Origin of the sequence: Ferrimonas sediminicola, from assembly GCF_005116715.1 — a bacterium.
Taxonomy (GTDB): domain Bacteria; phylum Pseudomonadota; class Gammaproteobacteria; order Enterobacterales; family Shewanellaceae; genus Ferrimonas; species Ferrimonas sediminicola.
In genome coordinates this window covers 87,526-110,218 of the sequence record NZ_SWCI01000010.1, presented here as the reverse complement: position 1 = coordinate 110,218, position 22,693 = coordinate 87,526, and the positions used below count along the sequence as shown (strand labels likewise).

The 22,693-nt window shown below is 62.0% G+C and carries 22 protein-coding genes, 1 rRNA gene and 1 pseudogene; 11 read left to right on the top strand and 13 right to left on the bottom strand.

The annotated features are described in order from the left end of the window. Positions 1–115 (bottom strand): 16S ribosomal RNA (locus tag FCL40_RS14380); the annotation flags it as partial. Positions 116–645: 530 nt separating this feature from the next. Here FCL40_RS14380 and udp point away from each other — a divergent pair. Next, positions 646–1,410, top strand: coding sequence for a uridine phosphorylase (gene udp, locus FCL40_RS14375; protein ID WP_136853993.1), 765 nt, complete (start codon positions 646–648; stop codon positions 1,408–1,410). A gap of 71 nt (positions 1,411–1,481) precedes the next feature. Here the strand turns inward: udp and FCL40_RS14370 are convergent, their stop codons facing one another. The 3 genes from FCL40_RS14370 to FCL40_RS14360 all read right to left on the bottom strand — a co-directional run bounded on the left by FCL40_RS14370 (position 1,482) and on the right by FCL40_RS14360 (position 3,210). Then, a complete protein-coding gene (locus tag FCL40_RS14370; RefSeq protein ID WP_229360339.1) occupies positions 1,482–1,760 on the bottom strand; it encodes a helix-turn-helix domain-containing protein in 279 nt (92 codons plus the stop codon). Between the two features lie 112 nt (positions 1,761–1,872). After that, complete coding sequence (locus FCL40_RS14365) at positions 1,873–2,868, bottom strand: efflux RND transporter periplasmic adaptor subunit (RefSeq protein WP_136853991.1); 996 nt, start codon at positions 2,866–2,868, stop codon at positions 1,873–1,875. A 3-nt stretch (positions 2,869–2,871) separates the two neighbouring features. Further along, complete coding sequence (locus FCL40_RS14360; protein ID WP_136853990.1) at positions 2,872–3,210, bottom strand: DUF3302 domain-containing protein; 339 nt, start codon at positions 3,208–3,210, stop codon at positions 2,872–2,874. A 205-nt stretch (positions 3,211–3,415) separates the two neighbouring features. Between FCL40_RS14360 and maoP the strand changes: the two genes are divergently transcribed. After that, positions 3,416–3,793: a DUF413 domain-containing protein gene (maoP, locus tag FCL40_RS14355; protein WP_136853989.1), complete on the top strand. Its 378-nt coding sequence runs from the start codon at positions 3,416–3,418 to the stop codon at positions 3,791–3,793. A 51-nt stretch (positions 3,794–3,844) separates the two neighbouring features. Here the strand turns inward: maoP and FCL40_RS14350 are convergent, their stop codons facing one another. Genes FCL40_RS14350 through FCL40_RS14340 form a run of 3 tightly spaced genes read right to left on the bottom strand, consistent with a single transcriptional unit; the run spans position 3,845 to position 7,232 of the window. Then, positions 3,845–4,576: a fumarate reductase iron-sulfur subunit gene (locus tag FCL40_RS14350; protein WP_136853988.1), complete on the bottom strand. Its 732-nt coding sequence runs from the start codon at positions 4,574–4,576 to the stop codon at positions 3,845–3,847. Next, positions 4,573–6,522, bottom strand: coding sequence for a fumarate reductase flavoprotein subunit (locus FCL40_RS14345; RefSeq protein WP_136853987.1), 1,950 nt, complete (start codon positions 6,520–6,522; stop codon positions 4,573–4,575). Before FCL40_RS14345 ends, FCL40_RS14350 begins: the two co-directional genes overlap by 4 nt. An 11-nt stretch (positions 6,523–6,533) precedes the next feature. Beyond that, positions 6,534–7,232, bottom strand: coding sequence for a fumarate reductase cytochrome b subunit (locus FCL40_RS14340; RefSeq protein ID WP_136853986.1), 699 nt, complete (start codon positions 7,230–7,232; stop codon positions 6,534–6,536). A 258-nt stretch (positions 7,233–7,490) separates the two neighbouring features. Between FCL40_RS14340 and prmA the strand changes: the two genes are divergently transcribed. The 6 genes and pseudogenes from prmA to FCL40_RS14310 all read left to right on the top strand — a co-directional run bounded on the left by prmA (position 7,491) and on the right by FCL40_RS14310 (position 11,399). Then, positions 7,491–8,375: a 50S ribosomal protein L11 methyltransferase gene (gene prmA / locus FCL40_RS14335; RefSeq protein WP_136853985.1), complete on the top strand. Its 885-nt coding sequence runs from the start codon at positions 7,491–7,493 to the stop codon at positions 8,373–8,375. Positions 8,376–8,572: 197 nt separating this feature from the next. Further along, on the top strand, positions 8,573–9,532 hold the full coding sequence (gene dusB / locus FCL40_RS14330; protein ID WP_136853984.1) for a tRNA dihydrouridine synthase DusB: 960 nt from the start codon (positions 8,573–8,575) through the stop codon (positions 9,530–9,532). 25 nt (positions 9,533–9,557) lie between these two features. Beyond that, positions 9,558–9,863, top strand: a complete 306-nt coding sequence (gene fis, locus FCL40_RS14325) for a DNA-binding transcriptional regulator Fis (RefSeq protein ID WP_028109733.1) — start codon at positions 9,558–9,560, stop codon at positions 9,861–9,863. A gap of 340 nt (positions 9,864–10,203) precedes the next feature. After that, the gene (locus tag FCL40_RS14320; RefSeq protein ID WP_136853983.1) at positions 10,204–10,623 is read left to right on the top strand and encodes a glutaredoxin family protein; all 420 of its coding nucleotides are present in this window, start codon (positions 10,204–10,206) and stop codon (positions 10,621–10,623) included. Positions 10,624–10,730: 107 nt separating this feature from the next. After that, positions 10,731–10,952, top strand: a pseudogene (locus FCL40_RS14315) (RNA-binding S4 domain-containing protein); the annotation flags it as partial. A 90-nt stretch (positions 10,953–11,042) separates the two neighbouring features. After that, the gene (locus tag FCL40_RS14310; protein ID WP_136853981.1) at positions 11,043–11,399 is read left to right on the top strand and encodes a ribonuclease E inhibitor RraB; all 357 of its coding nucleotides are present in this window, start codon (positions 11,043–11,045) and stop codon (positions 11,397–11,399) included. 47 nt (positions 11,400–11,446) lie between these two features. Here the strand turns inward: FCL40_RS14310 and FCL40_RS14305 are convergent, their stop codons facing one another. Next, on the bottom strand, positions 11,447–12,766 hold the full coding sequence (locus tag FCL40_RS14305; protein WP_136853980.1) for a DEAD/DEAH box helicase: 1,320 nt from the start codon (positions 12,764–12,766) through the stop codon (positions 11,447–11,449). A 266-nt stretch (positions 12,767–13,032) separates the two neighbouring features. Between FCL40_RS14305 and FCL40_RS14300 the strand changes: the two genes are divergently transcribed. Continuing rightward, entirely contained in the window at positions 13,033–13,935 is a 903-nt protein-coding gene (locus FCL40_RS14300) for a lysine exporter LysO family protein (protein ID WP_136853979.1), read from the top strand. 18 nt (positions 13,936–13,953) lie between these two features. Here the strand turns inward: FCL40_RS14300 and FCL40_RS14295 are convergent, their stop codons facing one another. Both FCL40_RS14295 and FCL40_RS14290 read right to left on the bottom strand, forming a co-directional pair. Next, a complete protein-coding gene (locus FCL40_RS14295; RefSeq protein ID WP_136853978.1) occupies positions 13,954–14,607 on the bottom strand; it encodes a thiopurine S-methyltransferase in 654 nt (217 codons plus the stop codon). 60 nt (positions 14,608–14,667) lie between these two features. Next, the gene (locus FCL40_RS14290; protein WP_136853977.1) at positions 14,668–15,027 is read right to left on the bottom strand and encodes a hypothetical protein; all 360 of its coding nucleotides are present in this window, start codon (positions 15,025–15,027) and stop codon (positions 14,668–14,670) included. A 175-nt stretch (positions 15,028–15,202) separates the two neighbouring features. Here FCL40_RS14290 and FCL40_RS14285 point away from each other — a divergent pair, with 175 nt between their 5' ends. Continuing rightward, positions 15,203–17,023, top strand: coding sequence for a protein kinase domain-containing protein (locus tag FCL40_RS14285; protein ID WP_136853976.1), 1,821 nt, complete (start codon positions 15,203–15,205; stop codon positions 17,021–17,023). Between the two features lie 51 nt (positions 17,024–17,074). Here FCL40_RS14285 and mgtE read toward each other — a convergent pair whose 3' ends face one another. Then, entirely contained in the window at positions 17,075–18,418 is a 1,344-nt protein-coding gene (gene mgtE / locus FCL40_RS14280) for a magnesium transporter (protein ID WP_136853975.1), read from the bottom strand. Positions 18,419–18,624: 206 nt separating this feature from the next. Then, entirely contained in the window at positions 18,625–19,221 is a 597-nt protein-coding gene (locus FCL40_RS14275) for a DUF3530 family protein (protein WP_136853974.1), read from the bottom strand. 138 nt (positions 19,222–19,359) lie between these two features. Between FCL40_RS14275 and FCL40_RS14270 the strand changes: the two genes are divergently transcribed. Beyond that, on the top strand, positions 19,360–19,632 hold the full coding sequence (locus FCL40_RS14270) for a hypothetical protein (protein WP_136853973.1): 273 nt from the start codon (positions 19,360–19,362) through the stop codon (positions 19,630–19,632). Between the two features lie 49 nt (positions 19,633–19,681). Here the strand turns inward: FCL40_RS14270 and rapA are convergent, their stop codons facing one another. After that, the gene (gene rapA / locus FCL40_RS14265; protein ID WP_136853972.1) at positions 19,682–22,588 is read right to left on the bottom strand and encodes an RNA polymerase-associated protein RapA; all 2,907 of its coding nucleotides are present in this window, start codon (positions 22,586–22,588) and stop codon (positions 19,682–19,684) included. Between the last annotated feature and the right edge of the window lie 105 nt (positions 22,589–22,693).

Sequence of the window (22,693 nt, the reverse complement as noted above, 5' to 3'; positions counted from 1 at the left end):
CCGCTCGACGCCCATCAAATTCACCGAAGCTTCAATGATGTCGTTTCCGCTCGACTTGCATGTGTTAGGCCTGCCGCCAGCGTTCAATCTGAGCCATGATCAAACTCTTCAATTAAAAAGTTTTTTGAAGTCCGAAAACTTCGACTCAATGAATTACTGAATTAACTTGTTATAGTCACTCAGTGCAACATTGATATATGAGATATCAATCCTGCGCGAGTGCCCACACAGATTGTCTGACTAATTGTTAAAGAGCGTGGCAACGTTGTTTGCGTTGCCGAGGCTGCGCATTCTACGCTTTCCTCATCCCCCGTCAACCCCTATTTTCAAAGGATTTTCCGGGTGTCGATGTTTTGCTCAGCACGGTGTTTGATGACCCGCTGTGCCCCGTCGACAGGAAGCGCATTATAGGGGCTGGAACGCTTCCTGCAAGGGAAATCTGACCAAACCGGTTTGATTGGTTTTTTTTTGGTCACGCCGGGCAAAAGTTACTTTTTTTGTGCTTAGATCACAGGCATGGACGCAAAAATGGGCTATTTATGCCACATGGGTCTACAAATACGTGAACTGAATGTTGTTTAATTACGAAAACCAGTTTCACCGGCTTTAGTACCACCGACTTCTACTTCTATTAAGGAAACAACCATGAGCACAGTGTTCCACCTCGGCTTGACCAAAGAGATGCTGGACGGCGCCACCGTGGCCATCGTTCCCGGCGATCCAGAGCGTGTAAAGCGCATTGCAGAACTGATGGAAAATCCCACCTTCCTGGCCAGTGCCCGAGAGTTCACCAGCTACCTGGGCTACCTCGACGGTAAGCCTGTGGTGATCTGCTCCACCGGTATCGGCGGTCCCTCCACCTCTATCGCGGTGGAAGAGCTGGCTCAACTGGGCATCAACACCTTCCTGCGTGTGGGCACCACCGGCGCCATCCAGAACTACGTCAACGTGGGCGATGTAATCGTAACCAACGGTTCCGTGCGCCTGGACGGTGCCAGCCTGCACTTCGCTCCCATGGAGTTTCCCGCCGTAGCCGACTTCGCCTGCACCACCGCCCTGGTGAATGCTGCCAACGATCTGGGCCACGAGCCGCACGTGGGCATCACCGCCTCCTCCGACACCTTCTACCCCGGCCAGGAACGCTACGACACCGTTGCCGGTCGCGTCACCCGCCGCTTCAAGGGCTCCATGAAGGAGTGGCAAGAGATGGGCGTACTGAACTACGAGATGGAATCCGCGACTCTGCTGACCATGTGCGCCAGCCAGGGCTGGTACGCAGGCTGTGTGGCCGGTGTGATTGTGAACCGCACCCAGCAGGAGATCCCTGACGAAGCCACCATGAAGAAGACCGAATCCGCCGCGGTATCCATTGTTGTGGAAGCCGCCCGCCGCATGGTTGCCGAGTCCTAAGCCGACTCTTAAGCCGGCACCCAATAAAAAAGCTTCGCCCGGCGCGAAGCTTTTTTATTGCTATGTGGCGCTCAGCGCTCGAGGGTGGACAGGAGTTCGGGCAACTTGTCGCGCACCCAGATCCGGTCGATCGGCCCCCAGTCGGTGACCCGGTAGTAACCGTCGTTGTGGCGCACGCCATCTTCGATAAACTCCACCTGCACTCCCATGCCGATCAGTGCCTTGAGCACATCCTGGATGGTACGTCGGGGCCAGCCCAGGCTCTTCATCAGCGCCGGTACACTGGCCTTCTCATGGTTGGCGATCTCATGCATCAATATCAGCCGGCGACTGAAGGTAGGGTTCAGCATCATATTTTCCTTATTGGGTCCGCCATACCGACGGCGCTATTTCCCGTCTCTTAACAAATTCCATCCTTGGTAACAACAGCTTAAGTTCCAGGCTGCCTGGCGCGACACAAAATCAGTGTTCAAGGAACAAGTAGTTTTGCCAGCTCTTCATCCGCAGCAATACCCGACGGATGATCGACACGTGGGTAAACTGGTCCGAATACACCGCCATCTCTGCACTGGCCCCGTCGGGCAGGGAGTACTGGTCGATCTGGTCATCCAGTTCAACCTGAACGAAGGCACGTCCCTGCCCCATCAGGCTGGCGGTGGTGAACAGCTGTCCCTGGGCCTGGAACTGACCCTCTCCGATGTTGGGCAGCACCTGGGACACCCGCCCCTTGAACACCCGTCCGGGTACGGCAGGAAAGATCACCTCCGCTTCGAAGCCTTCGGCAATGCGCAGCAGCGAGCGCTGATTGAAGGCCCCGACATAAGCGGAATCGCTGCTGTTGATGAACACCATCACCGGTCGCAGCGGCAGGGGGACCGCCATCATACCGGGGCGCAGCGCCACCTGGGTGACATAGCCGTCACTGGGGGCCCGTATTACGGTTTCGCTGAGGTCGTACTCCGCCTTGGTGAGATCCGCCTGGCGTGCCGCCAGCTTGGCCTCGGCCGCCAGATAGAGCTGCTCGCGGATATCCAGTTCTGAGCGGGTGAAGGCGCCACCCTTGTCGTAGCCTTCCTTATAGCGGAGGTATTCGCCCTTGGTGCGATCACGATCGGCGGTGGCGGCGGTCACCTGGGCCCGCTTCTCCTGGACCACCTCCCGGTAGCGGGTATCATCGATGCGGAACAACACGTCCCCCCGCTTCAGGGGCTGGTTAGCCACCACCGGTACCTCTACCACGGGGCCACGTACCGAGGGCACGATGGGCGTGGTGACAAAGATCTGCCGGGCCACCGGAGTAAAGGGGTGGTTATAGTTCATCAGCAGCAGCAGGGTGCCGATGAGCAGCACGCCCCCCAGGACCGCGGTGGGGACGGTCCATTTGTTCAGGGGGATCTTGAAGATCTTGAAGATGGCAACGCACAGGGCGGTGTAGGTCAGTATCAGTAGCAGGTCCATCTGTCATCGCTCCCCGTCCAGCCTGGTCACCAGCTCCCTCAGGCTGGCGACTTCATTCTCCAGAGAGGCCACCTTGACCTCCAACGCCTGCTCCTGCTCCTGCAGATGCTTGAAGCCCCAGCCCCTGTCCTCGCGGTAGAGGGTTGCCCAGATCCACAGGAAGGGCCAGATGACATGCAGGGTGAACAGGCTGACCCATCCGGTCACGTGGATGGCGTCCTGGTGGGGGTGATTTCGCTTCTTGGCGATCTCGTAGGGGATGTCATGGATGGCAATGATGCCGTAGAACAGGACCAGCCCCACAAAAAACAGCAAAGCGAGAGCAAAATAATCTAAAAACATAAGACACCTGGCGCGACTTAACGTTTTTTAAACATAACACAACGCAGGAAACAAACCGCAGTTTATTGCCTCACCAAATGAGCACTCGGCACTTGCCAAAATCCCCATCTCGAAGTAATAAAAGTGTCCTATATTTGCCATCAAATCTTCCACCAACGCCCTCTACAAGAGGGCACTGTTAGACAGTACACCGAGAGAGAATGTCATGAGCCAAATTGAAGGATTTCAACCAGCCGGTCGTTTCTTCGATGACAAGCATTTTCCCCGTGGTTTTGCCCGTTCAGGCCACTTCACCATGAGAGAGTCCGACCTGCTGGAGATCTACGGTCGGCGCCTCAAAGCACTGGCCGAGGGCACCCAGTCCCCCACCACCCCACAAGAGGAGCAGTTTGTCTCCATGGCCCACGGCGAACGCCCTGCCGAGTCCGCCGTGGAACACGCCTGGACCAAGTACATTGCCAAGAGCCAAAGGCGCAAGCTGTTTACCATGAGCTCCAAGTCCCCCGCCGCCACCGACGAGGATGAGGACGACAGCAGCGATGACCTGGCCAGTGAGCCGGACGACATCATCGAACTGGATTAAACAGAAAAGGCCAGCATCGCGCTGGCCTTTTTATCTGTGTCCCGGAGAAGCTCAGATGATCCGTTCCGGGCTGCTCAGCTTGCGGCGCAGGTAGGCGATCTGCCCCTGATGGTCCAGGTTCTTGGGGCAGGTGTCCTGGCACCCCAGCAGGGTCATGCAGCCAAACACCCCATCCTCGTCGCCGATGATGTGGTAGAACTCCTCCGCGTCCCGGGCATCCCGGTCATCCAGGGCGAACCGCGCCACCTTGTTGAACCCGACCGCACCGACGAAGGTCTCCTTCATCTGGGCGGTCGCACAGGCCGAGACGCAGCAACCGCACTCGATGCAACGCTCCGACTCGTAGATGGCGTCCGCCAGTTCCGGCTCCATGGGCCGTTCCAGCCGGTGCATGTCCTGGTTGACCTCCTTGGGGTTGAGCCAGGCCTGAAGCCGCTCGGACAGGGCACGCATGAACTTGCCGGTGTTCACCGACAGATCGCCGATCAGCTCAAACCCCGGCAGCGGCATCAGGGTGATCACCCCATTGTTGAAGTTGCTGGTGAGGGTGCGGCACGCCAGGGTGGGCAGGCCGTTGATCACCATGGCACAGCTGCCGCAGATGCCGGCCCGGCAGACGAAGTCGAACTGCAGGGTGGGATCCTGCTGTTCGCGCAGCACGTTGAGGGCGATGAACACCGTCATCCCCGGCGCCTCCTGCAGCTGGTACTCCTGCATCATCGGCTTGTCGCCGGGGAGCTGGGGATCAAAACGGAAGATACGGAAAGTCAGGGTACGGCTCATAGATCCTCTCCACGGCGCTGGTTTTTCGGTTTGAACTTGGCGGGCAGCTCGAACGCCATGGTCTGCTGCTGACGCTGGTGACGGTCATCGAACTCCTTGGCGATCGCCTCCACCTCCTGCAGGCGACGCGCGGTGTCCGGATGGGCAATGGCGTTGTCCTCGCCGTACCCCCGGTACCCCGGCGGCAGCTCCATCGCCATCACATCCAGCGCCTCGTACTCCAGCTCGATGTCGTGGTCGCGCCAGAACGCCAGAGTGCGCTTGAGCCAGTCGCGGTCGTTGCGCTGCGGGTAGTCCTCACGGGAGTGGGCCCCCCGGGACTCGGTGCGCGCCTCGGCGCCCATGGCCACCGCCAGGGCCACCTTGATCATCTTACGCAGACGGATGGCGGCCACCAGTTCCGGGTTGGCATGGCGCTTCTTGTTGTTCACCACCAGGTTCTCGCAGCGCTCCGCCAGGGACTTGAGCTCGGCCACCGCCTTGCCCAGTTCCTCTCCGGTGCGGAAGATCCCCACCTTGTCCATCATGATCGCTTCCATCTCCTGGCGCAGGATGAAGGGATCCTCCCCCTCCTCCCGGGCCAGCAGCCGGTCCAGCTCCGCCTGCTCACGGTTGAGGCACTGCTGGGCCAGGGCCTGGCTGCCCATGTCGTAGCGGTCACAGGCGTCGGCGACATATTCGCCGACGATCATCCCCGCCACCACGGTCTCTGCCAGGGAGTTGCCCCCCAGTCGGTTAAAGCCGTGCATATCCCAGCAGGCGGCTTCGCCCACAGAGAACAGTCCCTTGAGGTTGGGGGCTTCCCCCTGCTCATCGGTGCGGATCCCCCCCATGGAGTAGTGCTGGGTGGGACGCACCGGAATCCAGTCCTCGGCGGGATCGATGCCGAGGAAGTACTGGCAGATCTCCTGCACCTCCCGCAGATTTTTCTCGATGTGTTCCCGTCCCAGCAGGGTGATGTCCAGCCACAGGTGGGGGCCATAGGGGCTGTCCACCCCCTTGCCCTTGCGCATGTGCTCGGTCATGCGGCGGGAGACCACATCCCGTGAGGCCAGCTCCTTCTTCTCCGGCTCGTAGTCGGGCATGAAGCGGTAGCCGTCCTTGTCTCTCAGGATGCCGCCGTCGCCGCGACAGCCCTCGGTGGTGAGGATCCCCACGGGGACGATGGCGGTGGGGTGGAACTGGATCGCCTCCGGGTTGCCCAGGGCCACCTTGCCGGTTTCCAGGGCGATCCCCTGGCCGGTGCCTTCGCAGATGATGGCGTTGGTAGAGACCGACCACAGGCGGCCGTAACCGCCGGTGGCGATGGTGGTGGTACGGGCCAGGTAGGCCACCAGTTCCCCGGTGATCAGATCACGGACGATGGCACCGTGACAGCGCTCGCCATCCTCGATGAGGGCGATCGCCTCCTTACGCTCATGCACTGGGATCCCCAGGCTGATCGCCTTGTTGTCCATGGCGTAGAGCATGGAGTGGCCGGTGCCGTCGGCGGTATAACAGGTGCGCCACTTCTTGGTGCCGCCGAAATCCCTCGCGGTGATCAGCCCGTGGGCCTCCTCCGGCTCGGTGATGGTCACCTCCTGGGCGTTAACGATCGCCTTGCGATCGCCCCTGTTGACCCGGCTCCAGGGCACCCCCCAGGCTGCCGCCTGCCGGACCGCCTTGGGGGCCACGTGGGAGAACATCCGCGCCACCCTCTGATCGCAGCCCCAGTCGGAGCCTTTCACCGTATCCTGGAAATGGACATCTTCGTTGTCGCCCACCCCTTTGACGCTGTTGCCCAGGCTGGCCTGCATGCCTCCCTGGGCAGCGGCGGAGTGGGAGCGTTTGGCGGGGATCAGCGACAGCACCAGGGTGTTGAGGCCCCGCTCCTTACAGGCAATGGCCACCCGCAGTCCGGCCAACCCACCGCCAATCACCAAGGCATCGGTATAGATGGTTTTCATTATTGTTGTCCTCAGTTGGGGCTGTAGGGGGTCAGGGGAACCGGCAGGCTCTGGCCGACGGCCAGCCATACCACCAGGCTGGCGCTGCCCAGCACCAGCAGCCACAGGGTGACGCCCAGGGCCAGCTTACGAACGGTGGCCCGGGACAGCTTGTCCCCCCACCACTTGAGGCTGAGCCGGTAGAGGCCGATCACCGCATGCAACACCACCAGGGGCATCAGCAGCATGTACAGCCAGCCAAAACCCTGCTCGACAATGCGGTAGGCAGACTGGTGGGGGCCGATGGCGGACGGATCCAGCAGGATGCCAAGCAGGTGCACCGGCACCAGGAAGAACAGGGCAAAGCCGCTCAACAGCTGCACCAGCCACAGGCGGGTATCCAGCAGGCGCAGACCCGCCTGCTGCTTCAGGGCACGCCACTGGCGGTACTTCTGCGGAAAACGGCGCAGGGCGGTAATGGCGTGGATCAACAGCAGCGTGGTCAGGATCAGAGCCACCAGCACCGTCAGCGCCGGGAAGCCGTGACCTTGTGGATCAAGAAAGCCCGCCTCCAGGATCCGCACCACCCGGTAGAACGCCTCTTTGCCGAAGATAATGCTGGACTCGAAGTGCAGGTGGAACAGCAGGAAGATCGCCAGCGCGGCTCCGGAGAGCCCCTGCCAGCGATCCAGCCTGGCTGCGGTACGACCGCTTACTCCATTAGGGGTCATAGATAAAACCTATTGTTGTTGTAGGGATAGGAAGAGGAAGATCAACGATACGGCCCCATCACTTCCTCGTTAAGGGACAAAACACCAGTCATTGATCAAGATCACCCATGAGATTTTCGCCCACGTGAGGTCAATCACACTAATTGACCCCAGTTCAAAATATCAGCACGCGCCCGGCTTTGCACCTGGGCCGGATGCAGCCACAGGCGTTGTCGCATACAATAGAGGCAATCAAACCTCCTTAACTATGAGTGCACTATGCCCTGGATTCAGATCCGCATTAACACCAGTGGTGAGCTGGCCGAGAGCATCGGCGATCACCTGAGCGAAACCGGCGCGGTCTCGGTGACCTTCGTGGACGCCAAGGACACCCCGGTGTTCGAACCCCTGCCCGGCGAGACCCGGCTGTGGGGCGACACTGACGTCATCGGCCTCTATGACGCCATCACCGACATGAAGTCGGTGGTGGCCCAGTTGCAGGAGCAGCCGGAACTGGGCCCAGATTTCACCCACAAGGTGGAAGCCCTGGAGGATAAGGACTGGGAACGAGAGTGGATGGACAACTTCAAGCCGATGCGTTTCGGCCAGCGCCTGTGGATCTGCCCCAGCTGGCACGAGGCCCCGGAGCCGGATGCCGTCAACGTGCTGCTGGATCCCGGCCTGGCCTTCGGCACCGGCACCCACCCCACCACCGCCCTGTGCCTGCAGTGGCTCGATGGCCTGGACCTGTCGGACAAGCAGGTGGTGGACTTCGGCTGTGGTTCCGGCATCCTGGCGGTGGCGGCCCTGAAGCTGGGGGCGCAGCACTGCACCGGCATTGACATCGATCCCCAGGCGCTGACCGCCAGCCGCGACAACGCTGGCCGCAACGGCATCGAGGAGAGCCGGCTCGACCTGTACCTGCCCAATGATCAGCCGGACAACCTGCAGGCGGACGTGCTGGTTGCCAACATCCTGGCCGGCCCCCTGAGAGAGCTGGCGCCGCTGATCGCCGGCCTGGTGAAGCCCGGCGGCCGCCTGGCACTCTCCGGTCTGCTGAAAGAGCAGAATGACGAACTTCGCAAAATTTACAGCCAGTGGTTCGAACTGGATGATACCGCCGTCATGGAGGATTGGTGTCGAATCAGCGGCACCCGCAGATAAACGTTTAAAAAACGACCAATTTCAGGGCTGGTCGGGTATGTGAGTACCCACTCACTTTGGCCGCCCTGACCCCATTGAAATAACTCCAATAATGTCAAGCAAAAAAAGTTGCTCCTCGTACATTTATTGACCTTCCCACCACTGACAAAAAAGAGTAATATGCGCTCCCTCGTGAACGTACGAGGAGATTTGTCATCATGCACATTGGACCCTATCAACTGGAAAACCGGCTGATCGTGGCTCCCATGGCCGGGGTAACGGATCTTCCCTTCCGCACACTGTGTCGCCGTTTAGGCGCTGGTTTAGCCGTGTCTGAGATGTTGTCCTCCAATCCCAAAGTCTGGGATTCGGACAAGTCGCGCTCGCGGATGGACCACGGTGATGAAGACGGAATTCGTTCAGTACAGATCGCCGGAGCAGAACCCGAGTTGATGGCCCAGGCGGCTCGCTTCAATGTAGAGCGAGGCGCCCAGATCATCGACATCAATATGGGTTGCCCGGCAAAAAAAGTGAATAAGAAGATGGCTGGGTCCGCACTGATGCGGGAACCGGACCGGGTGAAGCGGATACTGGAGGCGGTGGTTAACGCCGTGACGGTACCGGTCACCCTGAAGATCCGCACCGGTTGGGATCCAGAGCATCGAAACGGCATCGAGATCGCCCAGATTGCCGAACAACAGGGGATCGCCGCCCTCGCCGTGCACGGTCGTACCCGACAGTGCATGTACAAGGGTGAGGCGGAATACGACACCATCGCTGCCATCAAGCAGGCGGTGTCCATCCCGGTTGTCGCCAATGGTGATATCGACAGCCCGGAGAAAGCGCGTCATGTCCTGGAGGTTACCCAGGCGGATGCGATCATGATTGGTCGAGCCGCCCAGGGGCAGCCATGGCTGTTTCGGGAAATTGAGCACTTTCTGCGTACCGGCACCAAACTGGCCGCCCCGAAAAAGGAAGAGATTCAGGGCATCATGCTGGAGCACCTGGACACACTGCACCGCTTCTATGGCGAAGAGCGCGGTCTTCGCATCGCCCGGAAGCATGTGGGGTGGTACCTGACGCACCAGCAGCAGGATTCGGTACGCCGCGACTTTAATCGCTTGGACAGTGCCACAGCGCAACTCGAAGCGCTGACGCGTTATTTTGACCAGGTTTAACAAATTAATTGAAGAGCAAGGCAGTATGTTTGATCAGCAGAACTCCCATCCAGAAGCACAACTGACCGTAGGCCAGATCGAAACCCCCAACGGCACCGTGAAGCCTCAGCTGTTGCGCGACTCCGTCAAGCGCGCAGTAAGCAACTACTTTGCTCAGCTGGACGGTCAGGAAGCCTCTGAAGTGTACGAGATGGTCCTGTGCGAAGTAGAACAGCCTCTGCTGGACATCATCATGCAGTACACCCGGGGTAACCAGACCCGTGCTGCCAACATCATGGGCATCAACCGCGGTACTCTGCGCAAGAAGCTGAAGAAGTACGGCATGAACTAAGAGCTCTGCTCTAAAGTTTTAAAATTCAAACCCTTAGCTCTCTGAGCTAAGGGTTTTTTTCGTTCTGCCTGGCCCGCTCGTCCATCCCTCTCGCTGCCGCCACCGTCGCCGCCTCCCGCAGCATATGCGATCTCGTTTCAGCCAGAACGGCCATTGCTTTACATTGTAACTGGCCGATCTCGCACACGAAGGAACGGTAGTCGCCACTGTTGGCACCCCGCCCCAGCCGGTATTCTTTCGGCGTCTGGGCAGCAGTCAAGGGAGTGATAGGTCCAGACAACCTCTCCCCCTTTTTCGCTGCCCAACGGACAGTTCCTGTTATCCCTACGGGAGGTACGTCATGCTGACGCTCCGGGACCAGCGAGCCAAGTCTTCTCTTTGGCCCCTGCTGACCAATCTGGCGCAACTTCTGCTTCTGCCCCTGTCGGCACTGGCTCTGGTTGTCGGCCTGGAGCGCCTGACCCACCCCCCGGTCCGATTTCAAGGAGACTTCTCAACCCATGCCGGTGACCGCAAGGCCCAGGTGGTGATCTACAACGCCGGCTGGTGTCCTGCGAGCAGGGAGATCCACTCACTACTTGCTTACCGGGGGGTGAAATTTGAGGAGCGTGATCTGGGGGCCGGCCCGACCTGGCTCCAAAGACATGTACCCCTGGGTTGTGACAGCGTGCCCATCCTCCTCATTGGCGACACCCTGATCTATGGTTTCAAGCCAAAGCTGATAGAGCAGCAGCTGGCTGATGAGAAAGTTTTACCTTAAGGATGCAGCACTACCCCAGTCTGCACCTTTTTTCCTTCCTTTGACGCTCCCGCTTCTCCGGCGAATGCCGCTATACTATCGCCGTTGATGTAACAGGACAGAGACAGATGAGTGAGCAACTGCCCCTAATGCCGGGGTGTGATTTCGTCGAGCTGTATAAAGTGCTGAAGGTTCAGGGCTGGGTCGGCTCCGGCAGTGACGCCAAGCTGGTGATCAGCGAAGGGCTGGTCGAGGTGAACGGCGAGCTGGAAACCCGCAAGCGCCGTAAGCTGGTGGCCGGCGACCATGTCCAGTTCAACGGCGAACAGGTGATCATCGCCCCCGCCGATGGCAACGCCCAACCCAAAGCCAAGGTCGGCAGTGGTGCCCCCAAGAAGCGGGCCCGCCCCTCCATCGAGTTTTAACCAAAGAGAGATCCCATGACATTTCCCTCCGATCCCACCGGCGAACTGCTGGAACTGATGCAGGGTGAAGGCATCGATCTGAGCCAGCCCTATATGCTGGACTTCTACGTGCTGTTTGCCGACGAGGAGCAGGGCCGCAAGGCGGCTGAGCGGGTACAGAAGGAGTACCCGGGCAGTGGCCTCTACCTCAACTACAACGAAGCCGCCAAGGAGTGGGAGCTGCGCCTGGTGACGGAGATGGTGCCTGAGCATGGTCCTATCTGCGAGATAGAGAAGACCCTGACCGCCCTGTGCAAGAAGTACAAGGGTAAGAGCGACGGCTGGGGCATGCTGGAGCCTGAGGACGACGACGTCGACGACGGCCTGGAGTAACAGCGACTCCGCCCCCAAAAGAAAAACGCGCCTTCCGGCGCGTTTCTTTATTCCTCTGAGCTGGGCTTCTTCGGAATGAAGGGCAGCTCGCCGGCGTCCTTGAGCACAAAGGCGGTCTTGCGCTTCTTCTTGGGCGCGGCAGATCTCTTCGGCGCCGCCTTGTTCGGGCCACCCTTGTCGCCCTTGCTGACGCTCTTGGCCTTGGGTTTGGGCTTGAATCCCTTGAACTTGGCTTCCATCCCCTCCAGGGCTTCGAAGCTCAGACTCTGGCCCAGGAAACGCTGCAGATCTTCCGCCGCCTTCCAGTCCTTGGGGCCCACCAGAGAGTAGGCGTCGCCGGTGGCACCGGCCCGGCCGGTACGACCGCTGCGGTGGATGTACTCTTCGGAGTGCTTGGGCAGATCGAAGTTGATCACCATGGAGACCTGGCTGATGTCCAGGCCGCGGCTGGCCAGATCGGTGGTCACCAGGATCTGCGCCTTACCGGCGGCGAACTCCTCCATGATGCGGTTTCGGGCCGCCTGGCCAAGATCACCGGAGAGGGCCAGGGTGGTGTAGCCCTGCTCCGCCAGCAACTGGGCCAGACGGTCGGTGTCTGCCCGGGTGGCGGTGAACAGCATCGCCTGGTTGAACGGCTTCTCCTGCAGCAGCTTCATCAGCTGCGCCTGCTTATGGTCAAGATGGTCCGACAAAATAAAGGTATGGCGGATGTTGGCGTGCATCTGCTGCTCGGCGTCAATGCGCACCCGGGCCGGGGCGCTCAGCAGATCCTGACCAAACTCGCTGACCACCGCACTGTCCAGGGTGGCGGAGAACATCAGGGTCTGGCGGCGGCGATGATCCGCCGCCTTGTGGATGGCGTTGAGCTGATCGGCAAACCCCAGATCCAGCATCCGGTCCGCCTCATCCAGGATCAGCAGCTCCAAGCCGTTGAGGTAGAGGTGACCGTGCTCCAGGTGATCCGCCAGGCGGCCCGGGGTGGCAATGACGAAGTGTGGGTCCTTGGCCAGATCCTTGCTCTGCTGATTGAAATCTTCGCCGCCGAGGATCAGCATCCCCTTGATGCTGGTGTTGGAGATCAGGCTGCGCAGCTGACCGTAGACCTGCTTGGCCAGTTCACGGGTTGGCGTCAGCACCACCACCCGGGGATCGCGCTTGCTCAGGGCCTTCTGCTTCATCACTCTCTGAACCGCCGGCAGCAGGTAGGCCAGGGTCTTGCCGGATCCCGTCTTGGAGGAGGCCAGCAGATCCTTGCCGGCGATGGCAACCGGAATGGCCTGCTGCTGGATCTCAGTCGCCTGCTGAAACCCCTGATGATCCATCCGCTCTACCAGCCGCCTATCCAGGCCCAGTTCAGAAAATTGCAAAGGTGCTACTCCAACCTAAAAAATCGAAGCGCACAGTATACACGAAACCGAGCGGATCCTCTCCCGCCGGCGGGGGGAGAACCGCCTGTCTGGCGCGGGGAGTGCCAACCTGAAGACCCCGGCTGACGGGGCCCCAGGGCGGAGTCATCGTTCCCTGGCGCAGCCGGCGGCCTGAAGAAATCGTCGTCCTGGCTCCCTCGGCCTGGAAGTTGTAGGTTGAAGACGGCCCTGCTAACCTGCGGTGTCCAAAACTGAGGTAAGCGTTCATGTCACTGGAATCCCTGATCATTCTTCTGCCCCTGTTCGGCGGCTACCTGGTGCCTGTGACCAACCGTCGCCTGCTTGCTGGCATCGACCGGATCCTGAGCGGCATTGTCTACTTGATCCTGGCGTTGATGGGGCTCTCACTGGCCCAGGTGGACAACCTGGCGTCGGAACTGGGCACCATTGGCGTGCTGCTGCTGACCCTGATCAGCCTGACCCTGACTTTGAACCTGGCGGCGCTACCCCTGGTGGACCGGCGCTGGCCCCTGAGCCTGGATCTGGGCCAGAGCAAACAACCGCTGGCCAAGCTGGTGATGGAATCGCTGAAGCTGGCGCTGGTGGTGGCGGCCGGGGTGGTGGTGGGACTGATGGTGACCCTGCCCCACAGCCTGATCGAATCCACTGCCAACGGTGCGCTGATGGTGCTGCTGGCGCTGATCGGCATCCAGCTGAGGGGCTCCAACCTGGGACTGCGCGGCATCCTGCTCAATCCCAGGGGGCTGGCCATCGCCGCGGTGGTGGCGCTCACCTCCCTGGCCGCCGGGGCACTGACCGCGGCGATTCACGGCCTGCCGCTGCTGCAGGGAGTGATCCTGGCCTCCGGGTTCGGCTGGTACTCGCTGTCGGGGATTCTGATTACCGACGGCCTGGGGCCGGTGCTGGGCTCGGTGGCCTTCCTGGCGGATCTCAGCCGCGAGCTGATCGCCATCGTACTGATCCCGGCGCTGATGCGCTGGTCGCCCGCCTCGGCCATCGGCTATGGCGGCGCCACCGCCATGGACTTTACCCTGCCGGTGCTGCAGCAGACCGGCGGCCCCCGGGTGGTGCCGGTGGCCATCGTCTCGGGGTTCCTGCTGAGCCTGGCCACACCGATCCTGATCCCGTTCCTGCTGTCGCTGGCCTAGGGAGGCATCCGTTCCCGGTTACAGCCTCGTCAACCGGAACACCAGTTCGTCCAGGCGCTCGACCCCCTTGTTGAGGAAACGGGGGTTCTGAGCCAGTACGTCGACGCGCGCCAGCAGCTCCACCCGGAACAGCCCGTCACTCAGCTGCCGCAGCTGCGACTCACCGATGGCGAAGGGGGGACCGGACAGCTGTTGCTGCGGGTAATCCAGGGTGATCAGCAGGCCCTGGGTCCCCGGCGCCATCAGGCTGGCCAGCTTCCGCCAGTAGGCGCCACGCATCTCGTGAGGCAGGGCGATCAGCGCCGCCCGGTCGTAGAAGGCGCTGACGGGCTCCAGGTCCTGGCTCTGCAACTGAAACATGTCCCCCTGCCACAGCTCGTACGCCCCGGCGCGGTGACATGTCAGGGAAGAATGGGTCTCCACCTCGGGCGAGAGGCCACGCTCCCGGAAAAAGCTGGTCACCGCCAGCTCACTGAGCTCACAGCCCACCACGGTCTCACCGTGATCCGCCAGCCAGACCATGTCCAGGGATTTGCCGCACAGGGGGACCAAAATGCGCCCACGGTCGTGGCCGATGGCCGACCAGTGGCGCTTGAGGAAGGGGTTGATGTCGTCCTGATGAAAGCCGATAAGCTGGTTCTCCCACTTATCGTGCCAGAATGATGCGTCCATAAAGTGCCAATCCTGCTCTGTCCAGGCTTGGCACCTTACCTGCTCACTGGAAGAATGTCATTACCACTCTTTGGAGAGGACTGCCCGAACTCTCTCCAGCCACTTGCAGTTGTCGCAACTGCAGGCGCGGCGGGATAGGTGGGCCGGCGTTAACTGAGCCTCCACGTAGTCACAAGCCAGGGTCAGCTCGCGGCGAAACTCCTTCATGGACTTACGCTCGACAGCCACCAGCTCATCATTATGATTCAGCCACTTGCACTCCATGCCCTGATGACAATAGATGCACCGCTCGTCCACCGGGTTATAGAACACCGCATGGGGACAGAAGCGCACATCCATGTTGTCGCGCATCTTATTGCGCGGATAATTTAACAATTCAACCAGTTCGGCGACTGTGGGCGCGGCGGCAACCTCGGCCATCTCTAGGTCTCCCGTGTTACAATGCGGATCCAATAATCACACAAACCGTCCCGAAACCCTTGATTTTGATCAAGGTAATGACCGCTTTTCTATGGCGGTAATCGGGCTTAACAGGAAAGAAAAGTCCAACTTCACCCGGTGACTGTACGCAAGGCTGTGAAATACAGGGAGTTCCATGAGAGACACGGCGCCGCTACACCATTTTTACATCGCCGAAGAGCAGTCGATCTATCTTCTCAAGCACGACGATGCCCAGAAGCTGAAGCAATGGCTGAGGCTGTGTGAGAAGCAGCTGACCAGGCTGGGATACCGGCAGATCCGCTTCGTCGGCAAGGGGGTGTATGGCTTCGTCTTTGCCGGGCGCCACCCCAGGGAGGGAGAGCAGGTGTTCAAGTTCTCCCGCATCACCCTACCGGTGCACCTGCAGGCCCGGCTGGAGGAGGAGGCCTGGATGCTGAATCAGGTCAGCCACCCCAACATCCCCAGGCTGATCCGCTATCAGCAGTTGAAGCTGCAGGGGATCATGGTGATGAGCCTGGCCCCGGGGCGGGACCTGGCCCAGCTGGCCCTGCGCTGCGGTCCGCTGCCCCTGCCCTGGCTGGCCGCCATCAGCCGCCAGCTGGCGGAACTGCTGCGCTACCTGAGGCAGGATCTGCCCCGCCCCATCGTCCACGGCGACATCAAACCCTCCAACCTGGTGTTCGACCCCCTCTCCCACAAGCTGTCTCTCATCGACTGGGGGTCGGCGGTGTTCGCCCAGCAGGATGACCAGGGGGAACCCATCGCCGCCACCGGCCTGGGTGTCGGCGGCGAGCCCCTGCACAGCAACGCCCGCATGGGGGATCTCTACTTCATCGGCGCCGACCAGCTGACCGGGCGCCCCTCCTCCCCCAGGTTCGATGAACAGGGGGTCGCCGGCACCCTCTACGCCCTGGCCTCGGGACTGCCCAGCCGGTTCGGCCACACGGTGCTGCCCGCCGCCAGCCTGGGGTTGCCCAAGCCCTTCGCCGATACCCTGGACGCCATGCTCAGCGACGACCCCAGGGTTCAGCGCCAGGGAGGCGACCAGTTCATTCGGCGGCTGACCCAGGGGCCGGCCTGGCAGCCGCCGGCCCAACCGGAGCCGCCACTCAGCCCCACCCTGCCGGTGTGGGTGCACCAGTTTGGCCAGGGGATCGACACCGTGGCCTACAGTTCGCGCAAATCCTTCCTGCAGCAACACCAGGGGGAAGCGGCCCTGCCCAGCGGCGACATCCAAATCGACCGCTACTACCGGGACTATCTGGTGGGCATGGGGGACGTGGAGAAGGCGTTCGTCACCGCCGTCGGCCGACTGGGGGAGTTCCCCATCCTCGGCGGCCTGGCCCTGCACTGGCATGGCGGCGGGGTGGCCATCGACTCCAGCCTCAACCTGTTCGACCCCACACTGCGGGCCCCCTTCACCCATGCGGTGAACACCCTGGTGAAGTTGGCCCAGTCCATCCCTCACCTGGGGCTGTTCAAGGCGTGCTTCTTCAACGCCCGCGACACCCTGCACTTCGAGCGTGACTCGGCGCAACACCCCTTCCTGCCGGTGCCGGAGCAGCGGATCCGCTTCGATCTGTCCGACGTACCGGAGCTGGAAGACCAGAGCCGGCTGCACAGCTACTTCGAGGATGGCCGGGATCCCGATGAGAACCTGACCCTGCCCGAGGGGATCATGACCGCCCTGGGGGAGCTCAACGCCATCCACCACACCGGCTGCATCATCTTCGAGGTGCTGCCCACCCACATGAAGCTGCACTCCTACCTGAGGCTGCTCGATCCCGAACGGCAGGGGGAGTTCAGCAACTGCCTGGAGCGGATCCTGGCCCAGGTACCCCAGATTCGCGACCAGGGGATCTCCGGCTTTATGAAGCTGCCCTACAAGAACACCCGTCACTTTGTGCACCGGGAGCGCCACCCGGTGAACTATCAGATGCCCCCGAGGCAGACCCTGGGGGAAACCCGGGCCTAAACGAAAAGCCCCGGCGCATGGCCAGGGCTTCCTGTTTTTTTCAGTGGGTGATTACAACCCGAGAATCGTGGTGGCGAAACCGAAGTAGATTAGCACCCCGGTGGCGTCCACTATGGTGGTCACCAGGGGGCCGGAGGCGGTCGCCGGGTCCAGCTTCACCCGGCTGAGGATGAAGGGCAGGCACAGGCCGATCAAGGAACCGGCCATCACCACCGACACCATGGCGAAGGCCACCACCCAGGCGATCTCCACCCCGCCGCGGAACCAGCCCAGGGCAAACACCGCCACGGCCATGGTCAGCCCCAGGGCGCCGGCCACCAGGCACTCCCGCCCCAGGACCTTGGCCCAGTCCTTCATCGCCACCTCTCCGGTGGCCAGGGCCCGCACCATCAGGGCCGCCGACTGGGACCCGGCGTTACCGCCGCTGCCCACCAGCAGCGGCATGAAGAACACCAGGGCCACGTACTTGGCGATGGTGTCCTCGAAATAGGCGATCCCCGCCCCCGACAGCAGGCTGCCGAACACCAGCAGCACCAGCCAAAACACCCGCTTGCGGTACAGCTCCCAGCCGGTCACCTGGTTCATCGGCGCGTCCAGCTTGGCCACCGACGCACTCTTCTGGGCATCCTCGGTGGCCTCCTCGACGGCGGCGTCCATGGCGTCATCGTAGGTGACGATCCCCACCAGGCGATCTTCGGCGTCCAGCACCGGCAGGGCCAGCAGGTCGTAGTGCCGAATCTTCTTGGCCACCACCTCCTGGTCCTCATCCACCTGGGTGTGCACCACCTCGGTGCGCATCAATTCCTCCACCAGCCGGTCCGGGTTGGCCAGGATCAGCTCCCGCAGCGACAGGGTGCCGACCAGGTGGCGGTTGGCATCGATCACATAGGTCTGGTAGATGGTCTCCTTGTCCGGGGCCTCCAGACGGAGTTTTTTCAGTGCCTTACGCACCGGCCAGTGGCCGCGCAGGGTGGCGTAGTCGGAGGTCATCAACGCCCCGGCGGTCTCCTCCGGGTAGCTGGCCAGACGACGGACATCCTCCCGCTCTGCCTGGGCCAAGCCGGGCAGCAGGGTGTGCTGATCCTCCTCACTGAGGCGGTTGAACAGGTCGGCCCGCTCATCCGCCTCCATCTGGGAAAACAGCGCCGCCAGATCGTTGCGGCTCATCTCCCGGGCGATCTCCGCCTGGGCATGGGGCGTCAGGTAGCCGAACAGTACGGCGTGATCCGGCAGGGACAGCAGCGACAGGTAGTGCACCGCCTGCTGGGCGGTGAATTCGCAGATCGCTTCGGCGATGTCCGCCGGGTGGGCAAGCTCCAGCGTCGCCCGGGCAGACTGTTTGTCGCCGGCCGTTACTGCAGTTTCCAGGGTGGCAAAAAGGGTGTCTTTTTGCATGCTTCATCTCCATGGACATCGAAGCATGCACGCCAGGGAGAGGATCCCTGTCAGAGGCGGGCTTCGGTGCCGTCTTTCAGCTTGGTGTTCGAGTTTTTCGTGTCGTCCCAACCGGGACTACTCGTGCTAGGGTCCATTTTGATCCACTCAAAAAATTTGGCGCGCCGATTGTAGGGCCAATCTCCTTTCAACTCAAGGCAGTATACTCAACGCTTCGCTTTGCCGGTGTGCAACTGCCGCTTTAACCAGCCATGGATGCGACTGACCAGCTCATCGTGGTCCTCCCCCTCATGGTAGTTCAGGTAGCTGCGCCATTGACGGTAGTTGCGCTTGTTGCTGCGCTGGGCCTGCCGTCTTCGCTCGGTACGCTCCGCCAGGGCCACGGGGTGATCCCAGTCGGACACCACATCCAGCACCGCCGAGGGCAGCTCCACCAGGGCCTCGGCCAACGGCGACTCACCACTCTGGTAGGCGCCGATCAGCACCAGCGCCCGGGGAGAGGCCCAGCCCTCCCGGGTGATGCGGCTGACCAGGGCTCCGGCACTGGCCCCCGCCGCCAGCCACACGCCGTCCGGGGCCGGCGCCTGCTCCGGCAGGGCGTCCACCCGGCGCACCTGCCAGCCCTTTTCCGGCAGCTGACGCTCCAAGGCGTTGGCCAGCAGGGTAAACCCCGGATCCTCGGCCTGGGCCAGCAGCAGCACATCGCCCAGGGTTCCGGCGGTATGACTTGGGGTAAGACGCCCCGCCGCCTGCAAGGCGGGAGGCACGGCGAGCAGAAGAAACAGAACGGTTCGTAACAGCATGGGACGACTTGGACACACAACTTGACCCACACTGTATCACCCGTGACAACTAGCCCCAACCCCTTGTCATCAGCCCAAGGGGCTTTACAATACTAAGAGGTGTACGATTTTCCGACAAAGACAGAGATAGGACGGACTATGAATCAGTTCTCCAGCGGCATCGCGGGTTGGCAACACAGGTTCCGCATCATCAAGCCTTCGGGGATGGGGCTGGTCCTTCTGCTGCTGATGGTACCGCTGCTGCTGCTGATGCTGCCCCTGGTGCTGCTGGCCAGCCTGGTGTTCTGGACCATGAACGCCGTCTGGCGCTACCGTCGTCCCGGGCGCACCGGCTCCCCCAGGGACACCGATGTGGATCATGCCTCCGGGGTGATCATCGAGGGCGAGGTGGTCGACTCCAAGCAGGAGTAACTGGCTCCCCAAAAAAGAAAGGCGACCTCCAGGGTCGCCTTTTTCGTGGTTACTCCGGGGTCACCACGATCATCCGCAACGCATCCAGGTGGACCTGGGCCCGGCCCAGGTGGGCGCTCACCAGGCTGACCTGCTCACGCACCGCGTCCAGTTCGCTGTCACGGATGTTGGGGTTCACCCGCTTCAGCGCCTCGAGACGGCTCAGTTCGCCGCCCAACTGGCGAGTCATCTCCAGCTCCGCCTCGGCCACCAGGGTGGTGAGCTGCTCCTGGGCCAAGGTTTCACCCTGCTTGATCAGGCTGTGGAGCAGTGCCTGGCTGGCGCTCACCAGCTTGGTGGCGGTGTGACGGTTGAGCGGGGTCAGCTGACGGTTGAAGCTGTCGAAGCTGACGTTGGCCGCCAGGTCCTTGCCGCTCTTGTCCAGCAGCACCCGCACCGGGGTGGGAGGCAGGAAGCGGCCGATCTGCACCTCGCCGGGGGCCACCGCCTCCACCAGGAAGATCATCTCCAGGAACAGGGTGCCGGCGGGCAGCGCCTTGTTCTTCAGCAGGGCCACGTTGGTGCTGCCGGTGTCACTAGAGGTGATCAGATCGATGCCGGATGCCACCAGGGGATGGGCCGGGGTGAGGAACTGGAAATCCTCCCGTGAGAGGGCGGTATCGCGATCGAAGGTGACCGACAGGCCATCCTCCGGCAGTCCGGGATAGCTGGGGAACAACATCTGCTCGGTGGGCTGCAGCACCACGGCGTTCTCCCCCTTGTCGTCCTGGGCCACGCCGATGACATCCCACAACTTCAGCATGAAGCTGATGAAGTCGGTGTCCTCGTCCGCCTGCTCCAGGGCGGTCACCAGGACGGCGGCGGCCTCGCCGCCGTGGGAGTTGAGCTCCAGCAGCTTGTCTCGACCGGCCTCCGCCTTGGCCTTGTGCTCGGCATTGCGTTCGGCGGTAGCCCGGATCAGCGCCTCCAGGGCCGCCTCATCCTGGTCACCCGAGAGCAGCGCCAGCATCCTGTCGCCGAACTCGCCGTGGAGCAGGTGACCGCTGGGGCAGGTCTCGGTGAAGGCGCTCATTCCCTCGTGGTACCAGCGCAGTAGGGCGTACTGGGCGGTCCCCTCCAGGTAGGGCACATGGATCTGCACGGTGCGGCTCTGGCCGATGCGGTCCAGACGGCCGATGCGCTGCTCCAGCAAGTCAGGGTTCAGCGGCAGATCGAACATGATCAGCTGGTGGGCAAACTGGAAGTTACGCCCCTCGGAGCCGATCTCTGAACAGATCAGCACCTGGGCACCGCCCTCCTGCTGGGCGAAGAAGGCGGCGGCCTTGTCCCGCTCCAGGATCGACATCCCCTCGTGGAACACCGAGGCCAGGATCCCCTCACGGGTGCGCATCGCCTCCTCCAGCTGCAGGGCGGTGGCGGCCTTGGAAGTGATCACCAGCACCTTCTTGCTGCGGTTGGCCTTGAGGAACTCCATCATCCAGCCGACCCTTGGGTCGAACTGCCACCAGCTGGCGGTACCGTTGGCCCCCTCGAACTCCTGGTAGAGCTTCTCGGGATAGAGCTGATTCATCAGTTTCTGGCTGGCGTTGCCGCCACCGAGCATGGCGTTCACCCGCATGGCGGTAGCGTACTGCTTGGGCATCGCCATGGGATGCAGGTTCAGCTCACGCCCCTGGAAGCCGGAGACACCGCTGCGGGTGTTGCGGAACAGCACCCGGCTGGTGCCGTGACGATCCAGAAGCTCCCTCACCAGCGCCTCGCAGGCGACATCCCGGGCACCATCGTCCCCGCCCTGGATGGTGGTCAGCTCGCTGGCGATGTCGCTCTCGCTGAGCAGCTCGGCCAGGGCCTGCTGCTCCGCCTCGGACAGCGGGCGGCGGGCCAGCAGGGCGTCGGCGGCATCGGCCACCTGCTGGTAGCTCTGCTCCTCACGGATGAAGGCGTCGTAGTCATAGAAACGGTCCGGGTCCAGCAGCCGCAGCCGGGCGAAGTGGCTCTGGTGGCCCAGCTGGTCGGGAGTGGCGGTCAGCAGCAGCACCCCGGGAACGGCCTCGGCCAACTGCTCGACGATCTGGTAGGCACGGCTGGGGGCGGACTCGCTCCACTCCAGGTGGTGGGCTTCATCCACCACCAGCAGATCCCAGTCGGCCTCCAGCGCCTGCTGGACACGGCTCTTCTTGCGCAGCAGATCCAGGGAGCAGATCACCAGCTGCTCGGTCTCGAAGGGGTTGTCGCAGTCGGCCAGGGCCTCGATGCAGCGCTCCTCGTCGAACAGGGAGAAGCGCAGACTGAAGCGACGCAGCATCTCCACCAACCACTGGTGCTGCAGGGTCTCGGGCACCAGGATCAGCACCCGCTCCGCCTTGCCGGAGAGCAGCTGCTGATGGAGGATGTGACCCGCCTCGATGGTCTTGCCCAGACCCACCTCGTCCGCCAGCAGCACCCGGGGGGCGTGGCGGCGGCCCACTTCGTTGGCGATATAGAGCTGATGAGGGATCAACCCGGCGCGGGGCCCCTGCAGGGCGCGCAGCGGGTTCTTCAACATGGCGTGCCGCTGGTGTTGACTGAGGTAGCGGGTCACGAAGTACTCCATGCGGTCGATCTGGCCGGCAAACAGGCGATCCTGGGGCTTGTTGAAGCGGATCTGGTGATCCAGCATGGTCTCCCTCAGGGTGTCGTTCTCTCCGGTGTCGCCGCGTACCCCCTCGTAGGAGAGCAGGCCATCCCTGTCGTGCACCAGCTCTACTTCCAGAGTCCATCCCTCGTGGCTGGTAATGGTGTCACCGGGGTTGAACACCACCCGAGTCAGGGGGGCATCTTCCCGGGCAAACATGCGGTTGTCTCCGGTAGCGGGGAACAGAACCGTGACCATACGCCCTTCGATGGCGACCACGGTACCCAGGCCCAGGTCGGATTCAGCATCGCTGATCCAACGTTGTCCGAGAGCGAATGACATGGACGAATTGTCTCCTAATTATTTCGGCTAGAGGGCTGAAAAGGGGGCGTATGTTACCGGAAGCGGGCCGGTGATTCACCCTCAAATTATGCTGGTCAAACGCCC